Source organism: Paraburkholderia phymatum (assembly GCF_040965635.1).
Taxonomy (GTDB): Bacteria; Pseudomonadota; Gammaproteobacteria; order Burkholderiales; family Burkholderiaceae; genus Paraburkholderia; species Paraburkholderia phymatum_B.
The window spans coordinates 58,449-81,016 of record NZ_JBFRCH010000007.1 but is presented as its reverse complement, the minus strand read 5'-3'; the positions used below and the strand labels follow the sequence as shown (position 1 = coordinate 81,016).

At 61.2% G+C, this 22,568-nt stretch carries 26 protein-coding genes; 7 read left to right on the top strand and 19 right to left on the bottom strand.

Going from position 1 to position 22,568, the window contains the following annotated elements:
• Positions 1–27: 27 nt before the first annotated feature.
• From AB4Y32_RS15750 to AB4Y32_RS15725, 6 genes are all read right to left on the bottom strand, one after another.
• On the bottom strand, positions 28–519 hold the full coding sequence (locus AB4Y32_RS15750) for an Lrp/AsnC family transcriptional regulator (protein ID WP_090866948.1): 492 nt from the start codon (positions 517–519) through the stop codon (positions 28–30).
• A gap of 15 nt (positions 520–534) precedes the next feature.
• Entirely contained in the window at positions 535–1,575 is a 1,041-nt protein-coding gene (gene doeB, locus AB4Y32_RS15745; protein ID WP_368722213.1) for a N(2)-acetyl-L-2,4-diaminobutanoate deacetylase DoeB, read from the bottom strand.
• Positions 1,576–1,579: 4 nt separating this feature from the next.
• Positions 1,580–2,791 (bottom strand): ectoine hydrolase DoeA, encoded by a 1,212-nt coding sequence (gene doeA, locus AB4Y32_RS15740; protein ID WP_368722212.1) that lies wholly within the window; start codon positions 2,789–2,791, stop codon positions 1,580–1,582.
• A 9-nt stretch (positions 2,792–2,800) separates the two neighbouring features.
• Positions 2,801–3,802 carry a cyclodeaminase gene (locus AB4Y32_RS15735; protein WP_368722211.1) on the bottom strand — a complete coding sequence of 334 codons (1,002 nt, stop codon included), beginning with the start codon at positions 3,800–3,802 and terminating at the stop codon, positions 2,801–2,803.
• A 114-nt stretch (positions 3,803–3,916) separates the two neighbouring features.
• Positions 3,917–4,891: a hydroxyectoine utilization dehydratase EutB gene (gene eutB, locus AB4Y32_RS15730; protein ID WP_368722428.1), complete on the bottom strand. Its 975-nt coding sequence runs from the start codon at positions 4,889–4,891 to the stop codon at positions 3,917–3,919.
• A gap of 184 nt (positions 4,892–5,075) precedes the next feature.
• Positions 5,076–6,485, bottom strand: coding sequence for a MocR-like ectoine utilization transcription factor EhuR (locus AB4Y32_RS15725; RefSeq protein ID WP_368722210.1), 1,410 nt, complete (start codon positions 6,483–6,485; stop codon positions 5,076–5,078).
• Positions 6,486–6,739: 254 nt separating this feature from the next.
• On the opposite strand from AB4Y32_RS15725, the gene ehuB reads away from it, so the two are divergent.
• The 4 genes from ehuB to ehuA all read left to right on the top strand — a co-directional run bounded on the left by ehuB (position 6,740) and on the right by ehuA (position 9,932).
• Positions 6,740–7,594 (top strand): ectoine/hydroxyectoine ABC transporter substrate-binding protein EhuB, encoded by an 855-nt coding sequence (ehuB, locus tag AB4Y32_RS15720; protein ID WP_368722209.1) that lies wholly within the window; start codon positions 6,740–6,742, stop codon positions 7,592–7,594.
• Positions 7,595–7,720: 126 nt separating this feature from the next.
• Positions 7,721–8,392, top strand: a complete 672-nt coding sequence (ehuC, locus tag AB4Y32_RS15715; protein WP_368722208.1) for an ectoine/hydroxyectoine ABC transporter permease subunit EhuC — start codon at positions 7,721–7,723, stop codon at positions 8,390–8,392.
• Entirely contained in the window at positions 8,389–9,048 is a 660-nt protein-coding gene (ehuD, locus tag AB4Y32_RS15710) for an ectoine/hydroxyectoine ABC transporter permease subunit EhuD (protein WP_368722207.1), read from the top strand. The genes ehuC and ehuD overlap by 4 nt, the downstream gene beginning before the upstream one ends.
• Complete coding sequence (gene ehuA / locus AB4Y32_RS15705; protein WP_439899794.1) at positions 9,045–9,932, top strand: ectoine/hydroxyectoine ABC transporter ATP-binding protein EhuA; 888 nt, start codon at positions 9,045–9,047, stop codon at positions 9,930–9,932. The genes ehuD and ehuA overlap by 4 nt, the downstream gene beginning before the upstream one ends.
• A gap of 57 nt (positions 9,933–9,989) precedes the next feature.
• Here the strand turns inward: ehuA and AB4Y32_RS15700 are convergent, their stop codons facing one another.
• The 5 genes from AB4Y32_RS15700 to AB4Y32_RS15680 form a co-directional block, all read right to left on the bottom strand.
• Positions 9,990–11,438, bottom strand: a complete 1,449-nt coding sequence (locus tag AB4Y32_RS15700; RefSeq protein WP_368722206.1) for an MFS transporter — start codon at positions 11,436–11,438, stop codon at positions 9,990–9,992.
• Positions 11,439–11,545: 107 nt separating this feature from the next.
• Positions 11,546–12,310, bottom strand: coding sequence for an NTP transferase domain-containing protein (locus AB4Y32_RS15695; RefSeq protein WP_368722205.1), 765 nt, complete (start codon positions 12,308–12,310; stop codon positions 11,546–11,548).
• Positions 12,311–12,331: 21 nt separating this feature from the next.
• On the bottom strand, positions 12,332–13,336 hold the full coding sequence (locus tag AB4Y32_RS15690) for a flippase-like domain-containing protein (protein ID WP_368722204.1): 1,005 nt from the start codon (positions 13,334–13,336) through the stop codon (positions 12,332–12,334).
• Positions 13,333–14,199, bottom strand: a complete 867-nt coding sequence (locus AB4Y32_RS15685; RefSeq protein ID WP_368722203.1) for a HalD/BesD family halogenase — start codon at positions 14,197–14,199, stop codon at positions 13,333–13,335. Before AB4Y32_RS15685 ends, AB4Y32_RS15690 begins: the two co-directional genes overlap by 4 nt.
• Positions 14,196–14,885 carry a CDP-alcohol phosphatidyltransferase family protein gene (locus tag AB4Y32_RS15680; protein ID WP_368722202.1) on the bottom strand — a complete coding sequence of 230 codons (690 nt, stop codon included), beginning with the start codon at positions 14,883–14,885 and terminating at the stop codon, positions 14,196–14,198. The genes AB4Y32_RS15685 and AB4Y32_RS15680 overlap by 4 nt, the downstream gene beginning before the upstream one ends.
• Before the next feature lie 304 nt (positions 14,886–15,189).
• Here AB4Y32_RS15680 and AB4Y32_RS15675 point away from each other — a divergent pair, with 304 nt between their 5' ends.
• Positions 15,190–15,627 (top strand): hypothetical protein, encoded by a 438-nt coding sequence (locus AB4Y32_RS15675; RefSeq protein ID WP_368722201.1) that lies wholly within the window; start codon positions 15,190–15,192, stop codon positions 15,625–15,627.
• Between the two features lie 162 nt (positions 15,628–15,789).
• Positions 15,790–15,933, top strand: coding sequence for a hypothetical protein (locus tag AB4Y32_RS15670; protein ID WP_368722200.1), 144 nt, complete (start codon positions 15,790–15,792; stop codon positions 15,931–15,933).
• A gap of 203 nt (positions 15,934–16,136) precedes the next feature.
• Here the strand turns inward: AB4Y32_RS15670 and AB4Y32_RS15665 are convergent, their stop codons facing one another.
• The 7 genes from AB4Y32_RS15665 to AB4Y32_RS15635 all read right to left on the bottom strand — a co-directional run bounded on the left by AB4Y32_RS15665 (position 16,137) and on the right by AB4Y32_RS15635 (position 20,158).
• A complete protein-coding gene (locus AB4Y32_RS15665; RefSeq protein WP_368722199.1) occupies positions 16,137–16,913 on the bottom strand; it encodes a hypothetical protein in 777 nt (258 codons plus the stop codon).
• Between the two features lie 39 nt (positions 16,914–16,952).
• Complete coding sequence (locus AB4Y32_RS15660; RefSeq protein WP_368722198.1) at positions 16,953–17,444, bottom strand: hypothetical protein; 492 nt, start codon at positions 17,442–17,444, stop codon at positions 16,953–16,955.
• Between the two features lies 1 nt (position 17,445).
• Positions 17,446–17,829, bottom strand: coding sequence for a hypothetical protein (locus AB4Y32_RS15655; protein ID WP_368722197.1), 384 nt, complete (start codon positions 17,827–17,829; stop codon positions 17,446–17,448).
• Between the two features lie 104 nt (positions 17,830–17,933).
• On the bottom strand, positions 17,934–18,596 hold the full coding sequence (locus tag AB4Y32_RS15650) for a M35 family metallo-endopeptidase (RefSeq protein WP_368722196.1): 663 nt from the start codon (positions 18,594–18,596) through the stop codon (positions 17,934–17,936).
• Between the two features lie 5 nt (positions 18,597–18,601).
• Positions 18,602–19,114 (bottom strand): PAAR domain-containing protein, encoded by a 513-nt coding sequence (locus tag AB4Y32_RS15645; protein ID WP_368722195.1) that lies wholly within the window; start codon positions 19,112–19,114, stop codon positions 18,602–18,604.
• A gap of 10 nt (positions 19,115–19,124) precedes the next feature.
• A complete protein-coding gene (locus AB4Y32_RS15640) occupies positions 19,125–19,643 on the bottom strand; it encodes a PAAR domain-containing protein (protein ID WP_368722194.1) in 519 nt (172 codons plus the stop codon).
• On the bottom strand, positions 19,640–20,158 hold the full coding sequence (locus tag AB4Y32_RS15635; RefSeq protein WP_368722193.1) for a PAAR domain-containing protein: 519 nt from the start codon (positions 20,156–20,158) through the stop codon (positions 19,640–19,642). The genes AB4Y32_RS15640 and AB4Y32_RS15635 overlap by 4 nt, the downstream gene beginning before the upstream one ends.
• Positions 20,159–21,178: 1,020 nt before the next feature.
• Here AB4Y32_RS15635 and AB4Y32_RS15630 point away from each other — a divergent pair.
• Positions 21,179–21,613, top strand: a complete 435-nt coding sequence (locus AB4Y32_RS15630; RefSeq protein ID WP_368722192.1) for an HIT family protein — start codon at positions 21,179–21,181, stop codon at positions 21,611–21,613.
• A gap of 26 nt (positions 21,614–21,639) precedes the next feature.
• Here the strand turns inward: AB4Y32_RS15630 and AB4Y32_RS15625 are convergent, their stop codons facing one another.
• The gene (locus AB4Y32_RS15625) at positions 21,640–22,143 is read right to left on the bottom strand and encodes a hypothetical protein (RefSeq protein WP_368722191.1); all 504 of its coding nucleotides are present in this window, start codon (positions 22,141–22,143) and stop codon (positions 21,640–21,642) included.
• Positions 22,144–22,568 lie beyond the last annotated feature (425 nt).

The window sequence follows — 22,568 nt, the reverse complement described above, 5'->3', positions numbered from 1 at the left end:
CGCCCGTCTAGCACTGCATCGACGGCTTCACTCGCCGCCGCTGATTGCATCCGAGGCCCAGTCCGGCATCGTCTCGGGCACGTTCTTCACGACCTTCGTCACGATATACGTGAAGTAGCGCTCGATACCCAGCTCATCGGTGAGCAGCGCATCGATGAAGCGCTGATAGTGATCGATGTCGCGCGACATCACGTGCAGCACATAATCGACGCCGCCGCCCGTCGCGTGACATTGCGTCACTTCGGGGGCGGCGGCGACGCGCTCTTCGAAACGGCGCATGTCTTGCGCCGTGTGCCGCGCGAGCGTCACCTCGACGATGATGCGGCTGCCCTTGAATGCGCGTGCCCAGTCGATATCCGTCCGATAGCCACGAATCACGCCGCTCTCTTCGAGCCGCCGCACGCGCTCCCACGCAGGCGAGATCGACAGGTTCACTTCCTCCGCAAGACGCGACTTCGTGATGCGTCCGTCCTGCGCGAGGATGCGAAGAATCGCGAGATCGTAGCGATCGAGTTTCATCATCGGCACGTGCCCTTACTTTTTCGCGGTGCCCGTCGAAACGGGAATGCCGCGCTCGACGATATCGGCCACCACGGCCACCGTATCGCCGATATGCACGAGCCCCGGAAAATGCCGTGCCGCGAGCAGGCCGCTGCGTTTCGCGCGATATTCGAACGGCTTCGCGCCCGTGCGCGTCGCGTCGTGAACACGCGCGATCACTTCGCCCGCTTCGACGTTGTCGCCCAGGTCCTTGCACAATTCGAGCAGGCCGTCGTGCTCGCTCGTCGTGTAGCAAGTGCCGTCCGGCATGTCGAGCAACGTCGTCGTGCGCACGGATGCGTCGTCGGCAGGTGCCGCCGGCAGCACGCCCGCATTCGCGAGGAAGCCGCGCACGCCGTGCTCGGCCACGGCGACGCTTGCAACCGTCGCCGTTCCGCCGCCGCCCAGTTCCGTCGACACGAACACCTTGCCCGCTTCTTCGACAGCCGTGTCGAACAGACCGACGCTATCGAGCTCGAGCATCCGCATCGAATACGGTGCGCCGAATGCGCGCATCGCCGCTTCGCAACGCGCCTGCTGTTTCGCATTGTCGAGCACGTGGACGGCTGCGAACGGCACGAAGTCGAGCGTGCGTCCGCCCGCGTGCAGATCGAGTACGTAATCCGCGAGCGGCAGCAGATAACGCTGGAAGTAGTCGGCGATCTTCTCGGTCACCGTGCCGTCCGGTTTGCCCGGAAAGCTGCGGTTCAGGTTGCCGCGATCGATCGGCGACGTGCGGCTGCCCGCGCGAAACGCCGGATAGTTCATGAATGGCACGATGATCACGCGTCCCGTCACTTCGCTCGCCTTCAGCGTCGACGCGAGCTTCGACAGCACGATCGGACCTTCGTACTCGTCGCCGTGATTGCCGCCCGTCAAAAGAGCGGTCGGGCCATCGCCGCGACGGATCACCGTGATGGGGATCATCACGGCGCCCCACGCGGAAGCGTCGTGCGAATACGGCAGCTTCAGAAAACCGTGCTGTTCGCCGTCCGCTTCGAAATCGACAGTGGCATGAATGGGTGATGCCCGCATTGCACTACTCCTTGATGAACAGCTTACGCGGCGTGTTGCAGAAGGGCTCGACACCCGACTCGGTAATCAGGATGCTCTCCGTGATTTCGAGTCCCCAGTCGTCGAGCCACAGGCCCGGCATGAAGTGGAACGTCATGCCGGGTTCGAGGACCGTCTTGTCCCCGGGACGCAGGCTCATCGTGCGCTCGCCCCAGTCCGGCGGATAGCTCGCGCCGATCGGATAGCCGCAGCGGCTGTTCTTCTCGATGCCCGATTTGCGCAGCACCGCAAAGAACGCATTCGCGATGTCTTCACAGGTATTGCCCGGCTTCGCAGCCGCCAGCCCCATTTCGATGCCTTCGACCACGGCCTTTTCCGCATCGATGAAATGCTGCGGCGGCTTGCCCAGATACACGGTGCGCGACTGCGGGCAGTGATAACGCTTGAAGCAGCCGGCGATTTCAAAGAACGTGCCGGCGTTCTTTTCGAATGGCGAGTCGTCCCACGTCAGGTGCGGCGCGGCGGCATCGGCGCCTGTGGGCAGCAGCGGCACGATCGCGGGATAGTCGCCGCCGTAGCCTTCGATGCCCGTGATCCCCGCCGAATAGATGTCGGCGACGAGATCGCTCTTGCGCATGCCCGGCTCGATCCGCTCGACGATACGCGCGTGCATCTTCTCGACGATGCGCGCGGCAATGCGCATGTACTCGATCTCGCGCGGCGACTTGATGGCACGCTGCCAGTTGACGAGTGCCGTCGCATCGCGCCACGTCGCATTCGGCAGATTGCGCTGCAACGATGCATAGGCCGCGGCGCTGAAATAGTAGTTGTCCATCTCGACGCCAATGCGGCGCGACTGCCAGCCGCGCGCCTCGATCACTTCACGCGAGAGATAGTCCATCGGGTGACGCTCGGTGGACTGCACGTAGTGATCGGGATAGCCGATGATGTTCTCGCGCTTCATGAACACGGTGCGCAGCGCGCCGTTCGCGTCCTGTCCACGGCCGTACCAGACGGGCTCGCCGTCGAGCGCGAGCAGCACGCATTGATGCACGTAGAACGACCAGCCGTCGTAGCCGGTGAGCCACGCCATGTTGGTCGGGTCGGTGACGATCAGCAGATCGATCTGCGCCTTCTCCATCGCCTTGCGTGTCTTCGCGATGCGTGCGTCGTATTCGGCGCGATCGAAAGGCAAACGAACCACGGGGGTCGCCGCCTGTTGGGGTGTATCTGACATGGTTTCCTCTCAGCGCTTCATGTCGTTACGGAAAATGGTCCCTGCGTTGGCCGCGCGGGCGCGCGCGACGGCGAGCGTCGCGATGGCCGTGTCCTGCGCGCCCGTGCCCGTGAGATCGCACAGCGTGATGTCGCTGTCGCTCGTGCGTCCTTTGGCCTGTCCTGCGATGACCTGTCCAAGCTCCGCGTGCTTTGCGTTCGCATCGACGACACCCGCTTCGATCGCGTGATGCAGTTCGCCGAGCACGCGCGTCTGCGTGACGCGATCGCATATGTAGCGCGCCGCCGCGAGCGCTTGCGGCGCGATTTCGTTCTTGTGTTCCGCGTCCGAGCCCATCGCCGTGATGTGCAGGCCCGGATGCAGGTCGGCGGCCTGGATCAGCGGCTCGGTGCTCGGCGTCGTGGTGATCGCGATGTCGACTTCGGCGAGCGCGTGATGAACGTCGCGCGCGACTTCAGCGGCGATGTGCAATTGCACGGACATGTCCGCCGCGAATTGCTCGGCGTTCGCGCGGTTGCGCGCCCATACCTTGACGCGCTCAATCTTTCGCACCATCGACAACGCCTGCAGTTGCAAACGCGCCTGCTCGCCCGCGCCGATCACGGCGACGCTCGGCGCCTGCTGCTTCGCGAGCCAGCGCGCCGCGACGGCGCCAGCCGCCGCCGTCCGCACGGCCGTCAGATAGCCGTTGTCGAGCAACACCGCTTCCGTGAGGCCTGTTTTTGCCGACAGAACGAGCATCAGTCCGTTGAGGCTCGGCAGACCGAGCTTCGGATTATCGAAGAAGCCGGGGCTCACCTTGATCGCGAAGCTGTCGAAGCGCGGCAAGTAGGCCGTCTTCACATCGACTTCGCCGCGATGCTCGGGCAGGTCGAGCCGCAAGATGGGCGGCATTGCGACGGGCTCGGTGGCAAGCGACAGGAACGCGGATTCGACCTGATCGATCGCGGCGAGATCGAGCGGTACGAGTTCGCGCAGTTGCGATTCGCCCAAGAGGGTAATGGCAGTCATGCAGTGTCTCCTTTTGTCGATCAGAGTTGGCGCTTTAGCTGTCGGCTGGAGTTAGTGCTTCAGCACTTACTCCAGCCGCATGCAGAGCATTTACTCTGGTCCCATGCAACTCGTTCAGCCTGCGCACACGATGCGCCGATGCTGATTCATGTCGATATTGGCACCCGTCACGATCAGCACGATCGGGCCTTGAAAATCAGGGGCATTGTGCAAACGCTGCGCGAGCAGCGCCGCAATGCCGACGGCGGCCGCGCCTTCGAGCACCAGCCGTTCGTGTTCATACGCATGCACGAGGCCGCGCGCGATCGTCGCTTCGTCGAGCAGCACGACTTCATCGATCAACTCGCGCGTGATCGGGAACGTGTACTGGTTGTCGAGCCCGATGCCGCCGCCCAGCGAGTCCGCGAGCGACTCGACTTCATCGACGAGCACGGGCTTGCCCGCCTCGAGGCTCGCGTGCATCGCGGCGCCGCGTTCCATCGTCACGCCCGTCATACGCACCGCGCGATTGATCTGCTTCGCCGCGAACGCAATCCCGGCGAAGAGCCCGCCGCCCGACAACGGCACGACGATGTGCGCAACATCGGGCAAGTCCTCGGCGATTTCGACGCCGATGGTCGCCTGTCCGGCGATGACGTCGAGATGATCGAACGGCGGCACATACGCATAGCCTTCTTCGCGCACGAGGCGTTGTGCTTCGGCCTGCGCGTCGTCCTGGCTCTTGCCGACGATGCGCGCCTGCGCACCCAGCGCGCGCACGGCCTCGACCTTGTTCGACGGCACGAGCGATGACATGCACACGGCCGCTTCGATGCCGAGCGCTCGCGCCGCATGCGCGACGGCGCGCCCGTGATTGCCCGTCGACGCCGTCACCACGCGCTTGCATCCCGTTTCCGCAAGACGCACGAGCGCGTTGGTCGCGCCGCGCAGCTTGAAGCTGCCCGTCGGCTGGACCGTTTCGAGCTTCAGATAAACAGGTATTTTTGCAAGCGCCGACAAGGTGGGCGATTCGATGAGCGGCGTGCGCAGCACGCGCCCTTCGATACGGCGTCGAGCGCGATAGACATCGGCAAGCGAGAGAACGGACATTGGCATCGGCCCTGCATGAGAAACGCGACCGATGCGGAAATCCCCAGACGTCAATATTTCAATACGTCGAACGTGGGCCACACCGGACTCAGTGTGGCCAGTCTAATGTTCTAAATATTCTTTTCTATTGTCCTGGTACATTTCGTCTTGTATCGCCGTGCGCTCACCCGATGCGGCCTTGCTATCAACCGAAGTCATGCACCTGCGGGTACTGCTCGAAGACATCGTGCATCGTTTCGAGCGCTTCCTGATACGTTTCTTCGCTCACTTCCGCGCCCACGCACAGCCGCACAGCATTGGGCCGTTCCGCGCCGCGCACGAGGAACGGATCGGGCGACGTCACGGCGATATTGCGATTGCGCAACTCGCGCACGAGCCGGTCCGCCTGCCAGTGATCGGGCACGCGCAGCCACACGGACAGCGCATGCGGATGCGAGCCGAGCACATACGGTCCGAGTATTTTCTGCACGAGCGCCTGGCGCTTGGCGAGCCGCTCGCGCTGCATCTCCACCAGACGCGCGGCCGTGCCGTCGTTGATCCAGCGCGTCGCCACTTCCGCGATCGGCGAGTTCGCCATCCAGCTGCTGACGCGCAACACGCTCTCGACGCGCAGCGCGAGACGGCGCGGCGTCGTCATATAGCCCGTACGCAAGCCGGCCATCACCGACTTCGTCATGCTCGTGCAGTAGAACGACAGCTCGGGGATGTGACTCGAAATCGGCGCGGGACGCGTGGCGGGCAACGGGCCATAGACATCGTCTTCGATCACGTACACGCCATAGCGCTCGGCAATGCGCGCAATTGCGCGGCGCCGCGATTCGGGCATCAGCGCAACGGTGGGGTTGTTGAGCGTCGGCGTGCAGACGAGCGCGGTGATGCGCTCGCTATCGCACATCTCTTCGAAGTGCTCGGGATGGATGCCGTACTCGTCGATCTCCAGCCCTTTCAACGTAAACCCCAGGACATTCGCGGAGCCGATCACGCCGTGATCGGTCAGACTTTCGCATAGCACGGTATCGCCGGGACCGACCAGCGATGCGAGTGCGAGAAAGATGCCGTGCGCCGCGCCGTTGGTGACGAGCAGCGTATCGACGGAAGCCGGCATGCCGAGCGACTCCAGCCACGCGATGCCCGCCTGCCGGTGATGCTCGAAGCCCACGATGGGCCTGAACGCGCGTATCCACGGCTGGTCGTCAATCTTCGCGAGCGTCGCGCAGACCTTGCGCCACATCGCGTCGTGCTCGGGCGTATGGATGATGCGCGCAATCGAAAAGTCGACCACGGAGCGCTCGGCCGTATCGAGCATGTAGTTCGACATCGTCTCAGTGACGCGCTCGGCGACGAAGCTGCCACGCCCCACTTCGCAGCGGATCAGCCCTTGCCGCTCCAGTTCCTTGTACGCGTTCGTCACTGTCTGCACGCTGATCGACAGTTCGGACGCGACATCGCGCTGCGGCGGCAGACGCGCGCCCGCGCGCAGCGACTCGCTTTCGATATCCGTTGCAATCGCCTTCACCAGCCGCTTGTATTTCGATTCGACGCCACGCACCGCGCCGACCGCATCCCGCCATTGTTCTATCACTACCGTCTCCATTGTCGACGGGAGTTGGTGCAGAGCACTTACTCCCGTCCCATGCAAAGCTCTACAGCATGCATAGTGCGACGAAAGCAGCCCAGAAAATAATTGTCCTAGTGCAATGGGAACAAAAAAATGGCTTTGTATGCTGCGCTCATGGTTCGGTTTCAGGTCGCTCGATACGCTGGAACCCTTGCCACACCGGGTTTTCCCGGGGATCGCGCCGCTGTGGCACGACATTCGTTACTTTTACTTTCGCCTACGGAATCGACATGAAATCGAAGCGCACGTCCGTCATGCTCGGCGCCTTCTGCCTCGCGGCAGCCGGCCTTGCAATGCACACCCAGTTCGCGTCGGCTGAAACGACGTTGCAGCGCATCCAGCGCACCGGCGAAGTCCGCATCGGCTACGCGAACGAAGCACCGTTCGCCTATACGACGCCGGATGGCAAAGTAACGGGCGAATCGCCGGAAATTTCGCGCAAGGTCTTTGAGAAGCTCGGCGTGAAGAAAGTGGATGCCGTGCTGACGGAATGGGGCTCGCTGATTCCGGGCCTGCGCGCGGGACGCTTCGACGTCATCGCCGCAGGCATGTACATCACGCCGGAGCGCTGCAAGCAGGTCGCTTTTGCCGATCCGCAATATCAGATCCAGGACACGCTGCTCGTGACGAAGGGCAATCCGAAGAACCTGCATAGCTTCGCCGACATCGCGAAGCAGCCGGATCTGAAACTGGCCGTGATGGCGGGTGCCGTTGAAGTCGCGAACTCGCGCGATGCGGGCGTGAAGGACACGCAATTGTTGCAGGTACCCGATACGACGGCGCAACTTCAGGCCGTGCGCACGCGACGCGCCGATGCGGCCGCGGGCACGGCGCTCACGATGAAGGGCCTCGCCGCGAAGGACGCGGGCCAGGTCGAAACGGTCTCCGTATTCAAGGACGATCCGAAGCATACTGGCTATGGCGCGCTCGCGTTCCGCCCGGAAGACACCGATCTGCGCAACGCCGTGAACAAGCAACTGCATCAATGGCTCGGTACGCCCGATCATCTCGCAACCGTCGGACCGTTCGGCTTCGACAAATCGAATCTGACTACCAAAAAGGCCGCCGAAATCTGCGGCCAGTGATTCGCCGCTCACGCATCGGGCCGCACATGATGCAGCGCGATCGCACGCCGGGGGAGGCACTCAAAATGCTTCCCCCGTTCAATCCGAGGCGCGCCGATGCGCCGTCATGCAAGCGAGGCCACCGCCATGCGTGAACTGTTTCCCCTGCTGCTGCAAGGCACGCTCGTCACTGTCGAGATCGCCGTGCTCGGCACGCTGCTTGCAATCGTGATGGCGTTCGTCGGCACGGCCGCGAGGCTCTCGCCGTGGGCGCCGTTGCGCTGGACCGGCAACGTGTATGTCGAGGTGTTTCGCGGCACGTCGCTGCTCGTGCAGCTCTTCTGGTTCTTCTTCGTGCTGCCGCTGCCGCCGTTCCGGATCGAGCTGACGCCGTTCACGGTGGCAATCGTCGGGCTCGGCCTGCACTACGGCGCGTATGGTTCGGAGATTTTGCGCGGCGCGCTGCGTTCGGTGCCGGGCGGCCAGTTCGAAGCGGCGCTCGCGTTGAACATGTCGGCATTCTCACGCATGCGCCGCATCATCCTGCCGCAAGCAATGATCTGCGCGCTGCCGCCCGCGACCAATCTGATGATCGAATTGCTGAAGGGCACGTCGCTCGTGTCGCTGATCACGCTGTCCGATCTCACGTTCCGCGCGCGTCAGCTCGACGAAGCGACGTTCAAGACGGCCGAGATCTTCTGCCTCACGCTCGTCATCTACTTCGTGCTCGCGCAGTTGCTGGCCACGCTGATGCGCTACTTCGAGCGGCGCGTGAGCCACGGCATCATCGTTCGAACCGTGCCAAAGGCGGCGTCATGAATCACTTCTTCGATTTGCAGTACGCCGCGCACATCCTGCCTCAACTCGCGCGCGCGTCGGTGTACACGATACTGATCACGCTCGTCGGCTTCGCGATCGCGCTCGTGCTCGGCCTCGCACTCGCGATCCTGCGGCGCAGCCACATCAAGTCCGTGTCGCGCACGGTGGCATTCATCGTCGAGTTCATCCGCAGCACGCCGCTGCTGATCCAGGTGTACGTGCTCTACTACGTGCTGCCCGTTTACGGCATCACGATGTCCGCGCTGATGGCGGGCACGATCGGCATCGCGCTGCACTATGCGTGCTACACGTCCGAGGTGTATCGCGCCGGCCTGAACGGCGTCGCGCGCGGACAGTGGGAAGCGGCGTGCGCGTTGTCGCTGTCGCCATGGCGCACCTATGCCGGCGTGATTCTGCCGCAAGCGGTGCGGCCCATCATTCCCGCGCTCGGCAACTACCTCGTTGCAATGTTCAAGGACACGCCCGTGCTGTCGGCCATCACCGTGGTCGAACTGATGCAGCAGGCGAAAAACGTCGGCTCGGAAACGTTCCGCTATCTGGAGCCGATCACGCTTGCAGGCCTGTTCTTTCTCGTCATCAGCATTACGTTCGCACAACTCGTGCGGCGGCTCGAATTCCGTTTGAGGCTCCCATGAAGTCGCGCACCGACATCGATACCCACTTGCAATCCGAGTCCCCCGTGATGGAGAAAGAGATGAAGCGAGAGCCCGTTTCCGCGCACGGCGACGCGCCGAACGCCGGCGGCCAGCAGCCGATGGTGCGCTTCGCCCGTGTGACGAAGCGCTATGGCGCGCTCACCGTGCTCGACGAACTCGATCTGGACATCGCGCCCAACGAGAAGGTTGCCATCATCGGGCCGAGCGGTTCAGGCAAGTCGACGCTGCTGCGCGTATTGATGACGCTCGATCCGCTGACGGGCGGCATGATCGAAGTCGACGGCGAGCCGTTGACCCACATGCGCAAGAACGGCGGGCTCGTGCCTGCATCGCCCGCGCATCTGCGACGCGTGCGCAGTAAGATCGGCATGGTGTTTCAGAGCTTCAATCTGTTCCCGCATATGACGGCGCTCGCGAATACGATCGAAGCGCCGATGCAGGTGCTCGGACTGTCGCGCAAGGAAGCGACGGACCGCTCGCGCGAACTGCTGTCGATGGTCGGGCTCGAGGACAAGTGCAATCACTATCCGTCGCAACTGTCGGGCGGTCAGCAGCAGCGCGTCGCGATTGCGCGGGCGCTCGCGATGCGTCCGAAAGTGATGCTGTTCGACGAAGTGACGTCCGCGCTCGACCCTGAGCTGTGCGGCGAAGTGCTGAACGTGATTCGCCGGCTTGGCGCAGAACACAATCTGACGATGCTGATGGTCACGCACCAGATGGGCTTCGCACGTGAATTCGCGGACCGTGTGTGCTTCTTCTCGCAAGGCAAGATCATCGAGCAAGGACCGCCGCAGCAGTTCTTCACGTCGCCGCAACATGAGCGCACGCAGCAGTTCCTGCGTGCAGTGCACGAAGCCGTTTGATGTCTTGATTGCAGGCTTTGACGCGGCGTTCATGCGCGCTCAAGCAGAGCCCGCGCGTCAGGCCTGCCCTCTGCCGCCGCGCGCGAGTTCTTCGCCGCTGTTATGCGGAAGCTTCGCCGTCACGGGGATCGACGCGAGCGAGAACAGGCCGATCGCGAGAAACGCGGGCCAGAAGTCGGTCCATACGATAGTCGAATGGCCTTGCAGCTCGTGCGAAATCTGCAGCACGATCCCCGCAACCGTCACGCCGAGGCCCAGCGAGATCTGCTGGACGACGCTCGCGACACTCGTCGCGCGTCCGACGTCGCGGCTCGGAATGTCCGCATACGCGAGCGAGTTCAGCGACGTGAACTGCAGCGAAGGAAAGATGCCGCCGAACAGCACGACGCACCAGATCAGCACGTGCGGCGTATTCGGCGTGAACAGTGCATAGCTCGCGATTGCGCAGCCGGCGAGCAGCGCGTTGAACATCAGCACGCGTCGAAAGCCGAAGCGCGCGAGCACCGACGAAGCAATCGTCTTCATGAAGATCGAGCCGAACGCCGAGGCGCACGTGATCGTGCCCGCGACGAACGGCGTCATGCCGAGCCCTTCCTGCAACTTCAGCGGCAGCAGAAACGGCACGGCGCCAAGACCGATGCGAAAGAGCGAGCCGCCGACCACGCTCGCATGAAAGCTCGGAATGCGCAGCAGCTTCAGATCGAGCACGGGTCGCTCGACACGGCTTGCATAGCGCCAGTAGATCAGCAGCAACGCGGCGCCGAGCACGCACATCGTCACCGAGACGCTGTTCGACACCAGTTCGCCGCCCACCAGCGACAGTCCCAGCATGAAGAGCGACGCACCGCTCGCCGACAACGAAAAGCCCGTCCAGTCGAGCGGCCCAGGATGCGCTTCGCGCATGTTCGCGATGTGCCGGTTCGTGAGCCAGATGCCGAACAGACCAATTGGAATGTTGACGATGAAGATCAGGCGCCAGTGCAGATACGTCGTGATGAAGCCGCCCAACGGCGGTCCGATCACGGGCCCGAGCAGCGCCGGCACGGTCAGATAGTTGACGGCACGGATGAAGTCCGACTTCGGCACCGAACGGAAGATGATGATGCGCCCGACGGGCACCATCATCGCGCCGCCGATGCCTTGCACGAAACGCGCGGCGACGAAGAGCGGCAGGTTCGTCGAGGCGGCCGCCATCAGCGAGCCCGCCATGAAGATGCCGATTGCCGTGCGAAACACGGAACGCGGACCATAACGGTCGGCGACCCAGCCGCATACGGGAATGAAGACGCCCAGGCCGATCACGTAGCTGGTGATCGCGAGCTTCAGTGTGATGGGATCGTGCCCGAGATCGCGGGCGAGAACCGGCAGGGATGTGACGAGTACCGTCGAATCGACGTTCTCCATGAACATCGCGCACGCGACGATCAACGGAACGATGAATGCGCCTATTGCCAGGGGCATGGTTGAGGAGGCGACAGCGGGGAGACCGTCGGCGTAAAGCCGCAATTATCGCACCGGCTCAACAAACGATGTTGCGACGCTTGCAGCAAAAGAAAATCGCGTGCCCGTTGCCCGTGCACGCGATTCTTTACAGCGCTGTCTATGATGCCGGCTTAGCGCGCTGCGCCCACCAGCGGTTGCAGCATCGGCAGGATCTGCGCTGCTGCGCGCTCGACGTCGTTCTGAAAGTCGATCTCTATCCACGGCGCGCCCGTCACGTCAGCCGTGTCGAACACATGACTGCGTTCCAGCAGCAGATCGCGCACGGCTTCTTCGTGAGGCATGTTCGCGCGACCGCTGTCGACGTAGCCCGCGACGATCTCGGCAAAACGCTTCGCCGTTTCTTCGCGCAGACGGAAGAAGCCGACCGATTCGCCAATCGTGTCGTAGTCGAGCCCGACGGCCAGCTGCTTGCGCAGCTCGACAGGCACGCCGTTTTTAAGGCACAGCTTGACGGGCTCGTCGCCCGTTTCGAAATCGCGGTCGATGAGCAGGCGATTCGCGTGCTCGCCCGCCACCAGCGCGCTCAGGATGCGCTCGTCGTACAGCACGTCGGCGTCCATCAGCAGCACGTCGCCGCCGCGCGTCAGTGCGTCCGCGACCGTGTGCACGGTGAGCACGCTGCCGAGGTCGAAGCGCGGGTTCAGCTTGATCTCGACCTTGTGCGGCCATTCGATCCGCTTCAGTTCGGCTTCGACCAGTTCCGGCTGGAAACCGAGCGCGAGCACGACTTCATCGACGCCCGCCGCATCGAGCATCTGCAGATGACGCTCGAGCAGGGTCACGCCGTCGAAACGCAGCAGGCATTTGGGAAACTGTTCTCCGGCGGGTTGCTGGAGACGCAGGCCAAGACCTGCAGCAAGAATGATGGCGCGCATTCGCGGTCCTTTCCAAAGAGATCAATCGACAGCGGGCAGACGCGTTGCGCGCCGCCGCTGCCAGCTACGTTCGCTGAAATGCAGATAGAGCAGGCCCGGCAAGCCGAGCAGCAACTCGCGCGCGCGCTTCACCAGCGACAGCGCGAGCGCTGCTTCGGGCGGCAGGCCGACGAGCGGCGCGAGCAGCAGATAACCGCCCTCCTGGACGCCGAGCGAGCCGGGAATCGCGAAGGCCGCGCCGCGGATCGCCTGGCCGAGGCTTTCGAGCAGCAACGCGTCGATCCAGCCAACGGGATGGCCGAGAAAGCGCAGCGCGAGCCACACTTCCACCGTGCCGACGATCCAGCCCGCGAGACTCAGCGCGAAGCTCGCGGCGACCTTGCCGCGCTGGCCGTAGAGTTCGCGCACGGCGACGTCGACGGCATCGGCGCGCGTCGTCAGCGACGACCAGTCGCGCTTGCCGAACACTTTCGACAGCACGCGAAGCGCCTTGCCGAACAGGCCGCGCCGCTGCGCCATATAGAAGCCGGCGATCAGCGCGCCGAGCACGCCCGTCGCGATCAGCGCGGCTGTCTGCAGGTCGTGCATTGCGCCGTGCGCCGCCGATGCGCCGAACAGCAGCAAGCCGAGCATCGCGAAGACAATCTGCGCGAGCGCCTGCAGTGTCGTGCTGACGGTGATCGCCGCCGCGGCGTCACGCATGCGCAGACCGCGCTGCGACAGTTGACGGACCATCATCACCGGCCCGCCGATCTGCCCGGCGGGCAACAGGCTGTTCACCGATTCGCCGATCCAGCGCGCGAACACCGCGTCGCGCTCGGTGACATGCCTCGTTTTCCTGTCGAACATCACGGAGATCGCGCCCGCATCGAGCACGAGCGGCAGCAGATGGAACGCGGCGACGAGCGCGAGGCCCCATCCGGCTGCCATCAGCGTCGACACGACGAGGCCGAAGCCCTGCCATGCGAGCAATGCGACGAACAGCGCACCGCCGATCGTCAGCAGGATCATCGCTGCGCGCGTCACACGCCTTCTCCCCTGGCATTGCGGCGTGCGAACTGGCTGAACACCTGGCGGAAGCCGAAGTAAGCGATCGCGTCCTTCAGATTCGAAATCACGCGGCGCCACGGGCGCATGTTCGGGTCGGTCACGTATTCGAACGTCAGCGACACGCGCATTTCGTTGTCGAGCGCGGGCGTGATGCGATGACGCAGCTTGTCGCCGTCGAAGAACACGAGGCCGCCTGGCGGAATCTGCACCGAACCGGGCACGTCGGCTTTGTCCGGGTTGCGCGTGTGCAGTTCGTAGTCGAGACGGCACGACGATTCGTCGATCACGCCGAGCAGCAGCGTGTAGCGGCGGCCGTCGTAGTACGAGGTGTCGTAGTGCCAGCCGATATGGTCGCCGGGCTTCGTGTAGTAGTAGAGCGCGTACGCGTGCGGATCGTCGGGCGGCGACAGCAGCAGCTTGTCGCCCGTCAGATGCTCGAGCCAGCCGATCAGTTCCTTCGAGCGATAAAGCTGCGCGATGAACGGCGCGAGACGGTCGATCGTATGGCGGCTGACGCTGCCGCCTTGCTTGTGCCCCGGCAGATAGTTGCGGTTCACTTCGGGCAGGAGCGCGCGCGCGGCTGCGATCAGTTGCGCCGTCACTTCCGGCGCGAGGAAATCTTCGAGGTACAGAAACGCGCTCTGGTCGTCGAAATCCTTGCGCAGTTGCGCGTTATCGAACGTGCGGACACGGCTCGCGACGGCGCGATCCGCATCGGGCGCGGCATTCGCGGAAGCGGACGACGACGATGCAGCCCCGGAAACAGCAGAAGCCGGCGCGAGGCCGGCATTGTTCAACGAGTTGGATGTGGTCAAGTGTTCTTCTGCGGGCGTGCTCATCGGCTCACCCATGCATGACTGGTTTCTTGCGCCGAGCGCGTTCGGCGCACGACGCGACGGTAGTCGATCACCACGTATACGGCAAAGAGCGGTGCGCCGATCGACGCGGCCACGAGAAACGGCGCGACGCCGCTCATCAGCGTGACGAGGGGCAGCAGATACAGAACGTCTTCCGTCTCGAAGCCGCCGACGGACGCCTGTTTGGTGCCCGCCTTGCCCGCCATCTCTTCGATGCGCATGCGCAGGAAGAAGATCAGCGCGACAGCGATGCCCGCGATGGTGCCGAGCAGGAACGGCGACACCGCGAAGCCGATCAGATCGCCGACTTGAGAGGACGTCATCCCATAGCCCATGCCGGCAAACAGCAGCACGGTGACGAGCGCATCGCAGGCGAGGTCGTAAAAATGACCGATGCGACTCGACTTGCCGCTGACGCGCGCAAGCTCGCCGTCCGTGTGATCGACGAAGTTGGAGAGCACGATCAGAAACGCGCCGACGTTGGTCCACGCGAAACCGCCGCGCGCCAATGCAAGGCCGCCTGCAAGACCGATAAGCAGGCGTACGGTCGTCAGATGGTTGGGCGTAACGGGTGTATCGACGAGCGGCATGATGAGCCGCCGGGCAAGCCTGGCATCCCACATTTTGGGCGGCGGGACATTCCGGGGCGGATTGGATTGCGAAGTCATAACCCGGAAATATATACGGGATCGCGGTTTCTTGCCTCAGTCACTCATAATTATGTTGCGTTTCAATGACCTACCCGTGTTGGACCTGACAGCACGAATTGTCGAACGCAGGTAGAGTGCGCGTCTGTCGCGGCTCTGTTATCGGCTTTGTTGTGCTGATTGCCCCGCGTACTGCGCCGTTGTCCGCGTTTTTGTTTTGCCAGTTATTTTGATTCGCCTGGCGTGAATCGCCGTTGACTTTCCCGTTGCTCTTTCATTTGAAGTTATGCGTGCGCGTGCCGTCGCGCGGATGTTTGTCGATACCATGAAACGCTTTTTCGTCCGCCCTGTGCTGTTTACGCTGATGTTGTCGGCGCTGCCGTTCGCCGCGCGCGCCGCGTCGCTCGATGCCGCGCTCGCTTGCGATGAGTCGGCGCACAAGTTCATCGCGGATCTCGCCGCCCAGCAGTTGATCGATCCGAAGCCGATGCGCGTCGAGAGCAACTCGATTAACGCGTTTAGCCCCGTGCGCGGCGCGAACCTGAACGCGTATGGCTTTAGCGTGTTCGCCGTCGTCGGATATGAACAGGACGATCCCATCTTTCGCGTCGGCAACGGCGAGCCGCTTGCGAAGTCGGCTTATGGCGCCGTCGTCTGGGGCAGCGACGAGAAGGTGCAAGCCGCCGTCACGGCAGCGGGCAGCACGGCGATCGTCCATCATGTTGCGCCGCATGTGACGGCGATTTTCTGCAAGCGGAGTTAGGGCGGTTGCGGTTCCTTCTTTTCTCGCGCAATGCAAAACGCCCTCGAACACGCCGGCTAGCGTGGCGCCGACGTCGAAACGGTCACGGGCGATGGCCAGCGCGACTCTGCATCCCAGCGCGTCAGAAACCGATTGCAAGGCGATCACGAGGGCGCTTGAACGGTGACGTATTTCTTCGTCAGCGAAGCGACGATTGACAGGGAACGTCTCATGTTTTCCCGCAACCGCGACCCGGAGAAATGGGACGAACTGGACGGACAGCTGATGCAGCAGGGAGCGAAAGCTGCCAGCAGCAGGCGACACTGACGCTCGCCATGATAGAGGCCGGTCCCGCGCAAAAGCCATGACGGTATTGCGCATGCCTCGATGCACTACCCTGCATTGTCATGAGGCCCCCCAACCGATGTAGACCGGTCAAGTCACTTGCCAGTTCCAGGCGTAAAAAAACCGCGCCGAAGACGCGGCAAAAGGGGATTGGCCCCTGACGCACTGAACAATCAAATGTGTTCCTATTCGTGGCTGACCGAATCGGAATACTTGTCCGCGTCAATCTTGACTTCCATTCTGGTGTATTCAGGCCCAAGCACCTGCATCGTTCCGGTGCGCCCCTGATCGTCGGTCATACCAACGTACTCACGTGCACTTGTCGTAATCCGGTAGCACACATGCGTCAATGGTTTTCCATTCTCAACAAGCGTCCAAAAGGTATCAACTGTACGCGGTGTCCAGCTCTCTTGTGACGTGAAACGCGCGTTGCTCGGTTCCCGGTTGTCACCACAAGTGAAGTGGTAACTATCTGCTGGAGGTCCTGGGGTATCGTGTGTGACTGCGTAACTAACGACGCCTTGAAGTTTCGGCGTGTTACATAAGCTCTGACTTCCAGAAGACGGGCACTTAGGCACAAATTCAACACCGACCTGCCATTTATCGTCGGGATCAATTTTCCCTTTCCTCGACTTGATGACTCGCTCGTGCACGTCGATGTCATCTGGATTGAAGCCCAACTGGACGAGAAACGCTTTGAAATTTCTCCCCCGCTCTATTGCAAGCGCCTTGGGATTCAGTTCAGATTCAAACGCCGCCGCATCAACCGAAGCCATTGCCCCCTCGGTTGTCCACTCCCTGGCCGTCAGGTAATGGCGTGTCAAGCTGAGACGATCGCTATTGCCGATGTCAGGTGCGTTGAGCGCCAACTGCAAGTTATCCTGGAGTAGGACCTTGCATGCACTCGCCTGTAGAGAAACAAGGCCAACAATGGCGCCCAAAGCGTAATGGGAAAATTTCATTTCGAGGGCGTCAAATCCAATCCCAAACGAACGCGAAAACTATTGAATAGCCTTGCTTGTTGGTGTCACGCGTGGGTCATTGCATAGCCGGGAACATCTGCCTTCACAGATCGGCACGAGAGTCACGGCTATCTGGTGGATATCGAGTTCGCCTTTGGAATTTCGAGCCATTTCTTCAGTGAGTACATGTGGCTCAATGCAAAAATTCTCCTCCTTGATGCCGAGCTGAATCAGATATGCCTTCAGTGCAGCACCACGCTCTTCGATCAGCTCTTTTGGATTTGATTCACGCACATACGCGTTCGCTTCGATAATGCCGCGCATCTGCACGCCCGGCCATTTTCGCGCTTCCAGCACCATATCGGCTATCTTCAGTCTGTCAGCGTTAGGTATGTCAATGGAATTAAACGGGAGCCTGCTTTGCATAAACTCCATCGCTGTGCAGGCGTAAGCATCCATTGAAGAGGCAAGTTGTCCACGCATCAAACTGCCCACGCATATTAACCGCCATTTCCAATGCAATTCGCTCATATTATTTGATTGCTTTCGAGTTCCAATCAATGCGTGATTCGTTGCATAGCCGTTCGCAGCCGCCATCGCAAATTGGAACCATTGTCACAGCAATTTGATACGGCTCGAACTTGCCACCAACGTTCGCAAAACGTGCGCTAACTACTCGCAAATCAGTCCAGATGTTATCTTCCTTTATTCCCAACTGGATCAGGTAGTTTTTGAGTTCCCCTGCTCTCTGCGCCGCGATCCGTTGGGGGTGTTCTTCACGCTCGTAACCCCCAGCGCGTACTATCCCGCGAATTTCAGCATTCGGCCAAGCCTGCGCCTCCGCATACATTTCGGCAATTCGTACTCGATCCGTATTCGGTATCTCTACAGAGTTGAGTGGAACGCTATCCGCCATATCAAGCGCTACCGAACACGCTAGAGCAGGTATCGCTGATGTCAAAAAAATCGCCCCCGATACTAGCAGTCTGCTACAGCAGCGGTTTGCAAGTGAAGGGATTTTCACCATAAACGATCATTAAAGAATGCGATATAGCCAGCTATGCTGTCTGCGTTTTTAAGCGCCTTCTCAGGTTCTCTTTGCGCCCAGAAGGTCAAACCAATACTTATTCCGTACATCGGATCTTCTGTATCAAATACATCCGTAAAATGTGTGCATTCGTGGATAATCGTCGTGACTTTGCAGTCGGTCCACAAGAATGCGTCATAGGCGGTGCAAAAGCGGTGGCGAATCGCAATAATGCGTTTGTCTGAGTCGGGTTTGCATACTTCCGCCATAATGCCACTATTAGCTGGTGCCGGCGTACACGTGAGGCCGCGTCCCGTTTGTTCGTCCCAACGAAAGATGCTCTCAGGTTTAAGCCCGCGCACCGCATCCAACAGTCTAGGCATCCCGTCAAGAATGTACCTGCGTGTCACTTCGTCGTTCCGCCCAAACCAGTCCTTGAAACGCTTCTGCTCATCGGGCTTCCATGCGAGGAGCACCTTGTAGCGCTTTTCGATTAATAGGACAGCTGCATCACGGCATCGCATCATTAGTTCGCGAAACTGCGGATTAGACATGTTCTCGCAAATTCTCGACAGGTCAGCGTCCACGTAGGTTCGCGAATTCTTTACGGTGTTAGTAACCGATTCGCCGATTTTGTACCAGTTTTGTTCGGCCATAGTTCTTACGTCTCGCTCAATTCAAATTTAAGCGCGTCCGCTCCATTTGTGGTCACACGAGCGGTCGCGCCTTTGCTATCGGTAACGCCCGAAGCCAGTACCGCTCCTGTCCTGCTCACGATCCGGTAAGCGACACCCTGCAAAGGCTCCCCTGTAGCCGGATCGCGCAGCACGAACTGTTCATCGTAGGCGGGAGCCGCAGCCGGATTGGGCGTAGATACAGGCGTCACAGACACGTTGCGGTCCTTGCTATAGAACATCGACATGCCACCCGATGCCAGCACGCGGTTCTTCCTGCAGGGACAGCCCACCTGATCGAGGTCCAGCACCATCGACCTGCCTTCATCAAGCCAGGTACGTGCTGTGCCGAAGATGGGATACACACCCTTGCAGTTGCCGCAGGTTGCCATGTCGCCATCGCAGCACAGCGCCTCGCCCTCTTCATACTGCGACGATGTTCCGCTCATCACCCGTCCGCCAGTTGTCGTTCTGTCTCCCGCTTTGACAAGTCGTTCCATACGTTCTCCCTTATGCTGTTTCTTCGATGTGAAACGTCAGATTTTCGGCACCGCTCGTGCTTACCCGCTGCGTGTGCCCCATCGAATCGGTCACGCCGCCAAAGCTTCTCCCCGATGCTGTCCTGATCGTGTAGCGGACATTGGCAAGTGCCTTCCCGGTCTGCCGATCGCGTAACACGAACTGTTCATCGTGAAGTGCCGGGTTGCCGAATGCATCCATCCCTCTTCTCGCAAGCTCGTCACTGTTGAATGACATGGAAGCAGCGTGCTGCGACGGAATCAGCCGTGGTGGTGGATCACAATCACAGATGCATATATCGTTTTCCAGCGCGGCCTGCTTTCCATGCAAGGTGTGAGGCCGGTACGGCGCAACATTGCAGATGCGGCCTTCGCTCTTGCACGCGGGGCACCAGATTCTTGCTCCATCAAACGCCATCGGAATGCCGCGAATCGATGAACGCTGATCCCCTTCCAGCACCTCACCGCCCGCCGTAGTCCTGTCTCCCTGCCTAATGTAGTAACGCCTCACGCAGATTCCTCCAGTTCAAGCGCCAGTTGTTCGGCCAGCCCGGTCGTCACACGTCCGGTACGCCCCGACGCGTCCGTAACGCCGCCGAATACCTTCTCTGAAGCCGTCCGTATCCGGTAGCGGATGCCCTGCAAGGGCTGCCCCGTGCCACGGTCTCTGACCACGAATTGCTCATCGAACTGCAACGGCTTGCCGATGACATCAAGTCCCACTGCTGCCAGCTCGCCCCCGCTGAACTCCACCCAGTCGCAGTCCTGCGACGCAATCAGCTTCGGATACGGCCTGCATTTGCAAAGGCATTCATCACCGTCGAGCGCCGTCTGCTTGCTCATCATCGTGTCGGGACGATAGAGCGGCACATTGCAGATCTCGCCTGTACTCTTGCAGGCCGGACACCAGACTTTCGCACCCGCATAGGCCATCGGTATGCCATGCTGCGTGCAGGACATCTCTCCCTCAATGACCTCGCCACCCGCCGTTGTGCTGTCACCTGACCTGACGTAGTAACGCCGCATTCGCCCTCCCTCAGTCCCGATCAACGAAACGCCAGTCACCCGTCTCAGGGTCATAAATCGCGCACTGGCTCATATGCCGCTTCCCAAGCTGGTCCATATTGACCGTGGCGGGCAGGCGTCTGCGCGGTTCCTCGACCTCACGGGCCGACTCGTCTTCCGTCCACTTCGCCATCGCATCCACTGAGTCTCCGAAACATGGCAAACCGGCACGCGCATAGGCTCGCCGCGATTCGAGCACATGCAAAGGCAAGCCGACATCAGAAGAATTCGAAAATTGCCCGAACGGGCGAAAGTTATGCGATGCGCATCCGGAAGCGGTCAGAAAAAAGACCTCTATGGCAGGCACATAGAAAGCACGAAAAGGTGCAATCCGCCGTCACCGCAGCGGGCAGCACCGCGATCGTCCATCATGTTGCGCCGCATGTGACGGCGATTTTCTGCAAGCGGAGTTAGGGCGGTTGCCTTTTTCCTCGCGCATGGGAGCACGCCGGTTATCAACACTTTTCGTGGGTAAGGCTGTGAGTATCCTGCGTATGAATGCGGCAAGTCGTTGATGCGGCTCGGAATGTGTGGACTGCATGCGTCCGCGCTTTCGTCATGTACCGACGGTCCGACGAAGCGTGTATCGCTAGTGAGGTTGTCCACACTTTCTGTTCAAAAGGCTGTGAGTAACCTGGGCAAGACCCAGGCAAGTCATTGATACGACTCGAATTGCGCACGATGCACTCGCCGCCACATCGTTGATGACACCTCGCTCGTGCCGAGCCGTAGTGCGTGCCTTGTCCACAGAATCGCTTGATAACGATGTGGACAACCTGAGCACACGCCACGCAAGTACCCGCCGCGAAAGAGAAATCGATGCGCGGTGCAGATCGATGCAACAGGTCGATGCAACGCGTCGAAGCATTGGGTCGATGCGCCAGGGAATGCAATACGCCCGATCTCGTCGGCTAAAATGCCCGGACCATTCATGCACGGCGTTCGACACACAGCCGATGCGCCCGACCACCGGAGCCTCTCATGCCCTACGATCAGCAGAACCCGTTTGCCCGCATCCTGCGCGATGAACTGCCGTCGATCCGCATCTATGAAGACGAGCACACCGTCGCGTTGATGGACATCATGCCGCAAGCCGAAGGTCACGTACTGGTTCTGACGAAAGAGCCCGCCGCCGAGCTCTTCGAACTGTCCGAGGACGCGACGGCCGCCGCGATCCGCACGACGCGCAAGGTGGCCATTGCCGTGAAGGCCGCGCTCAACCCGCCCGGCATGATGATCGCGCAACTGAACGGCGCCGCTTCCGGACAAACCGTGCCTCACGTGCACTTCCACGTGATTCCGCGCCATGACGGCATCCCGCTCAAGATTCACGCGGCCGAACGCGCCGACCTCGATGAATTGCGCGCGCTGGCCGAGCGCATCAGGAAGGAGCTGGACAAGAGCGCGTCCGCCTGAGCGCAACTCCAACGACTAACGCGGCGTCAGCGCGGCCGACGAAACCCGTTCTCGACCCACGACGCCGCGCCTGCCCTGCTGAGCTTGAAGTTCGGCGCGACTTTCACCTGCGCCAGTTGCTCGCCGAGCGCGTCGAACGCCGTGAGCAGCGCATAGGGGTCGTCCTCGTCGGGGACAATGTCGAGCGTGACGTCGACGCTCCCGTCACCCGACTCCACCGTCAGCCGCTTGTGCAACTGTGCGTGCAGTTGCTGCTCATGCCGGCGCAGCACTTCCGATGCCGTCTTCACCAGCGTAATGAAAGCCCCGACGTCGAGCGGCTTGGGATTCTTCTTGTCGCGGCCCATCGTCCATGGGCCCACCAGCGCAGGCTCCGCCTCGCCGTCCTTGATCATTTCGACGGCCCAGCCGTCGTCGTCCTCGTTCTTGATGACGCGCGCGGTCCAGCCGTTATCGCGCCACAGGCGGTCTTCGTGCACGGCGTCGGATGTGTTGCCAGCGTCGGATTCGGAAAGAAGCGTATCGGTCATTGCGGGAATGCTCGCGTTTCGTCGGGCGCCATCGAGGGATTTCGGCGCGAAGGTACGCATTCTACCCGCCCATGCCGCGGCAAATCCGGCCGAGGGCCATGCCTATAACGACAGGATAAGAAAACGACGCAGTGATCACCGCAAATAAAAATTTCAATCGAAATTGCTGTCGATTTACGAAATAATCCATTTCCGCTCTATTCAAATGATCTGGCTTGCATTTGAATACGACAAAAAAAGCGGCCCGAAGGCCGCGTAAAAAACAGATGAAAAAAGACAACCCTTGGTCAAAGGGGTGAAACGAATTGTATAAGTCACGCCCGCCCGGTTCGAGCCCATCGGCTGGAACAGTACCTTTCCAGAAATCGCATGAATCGATGCTTGCAGATGCCGCCGAATACGGTTTAAAACGGGTTAACCCGAGT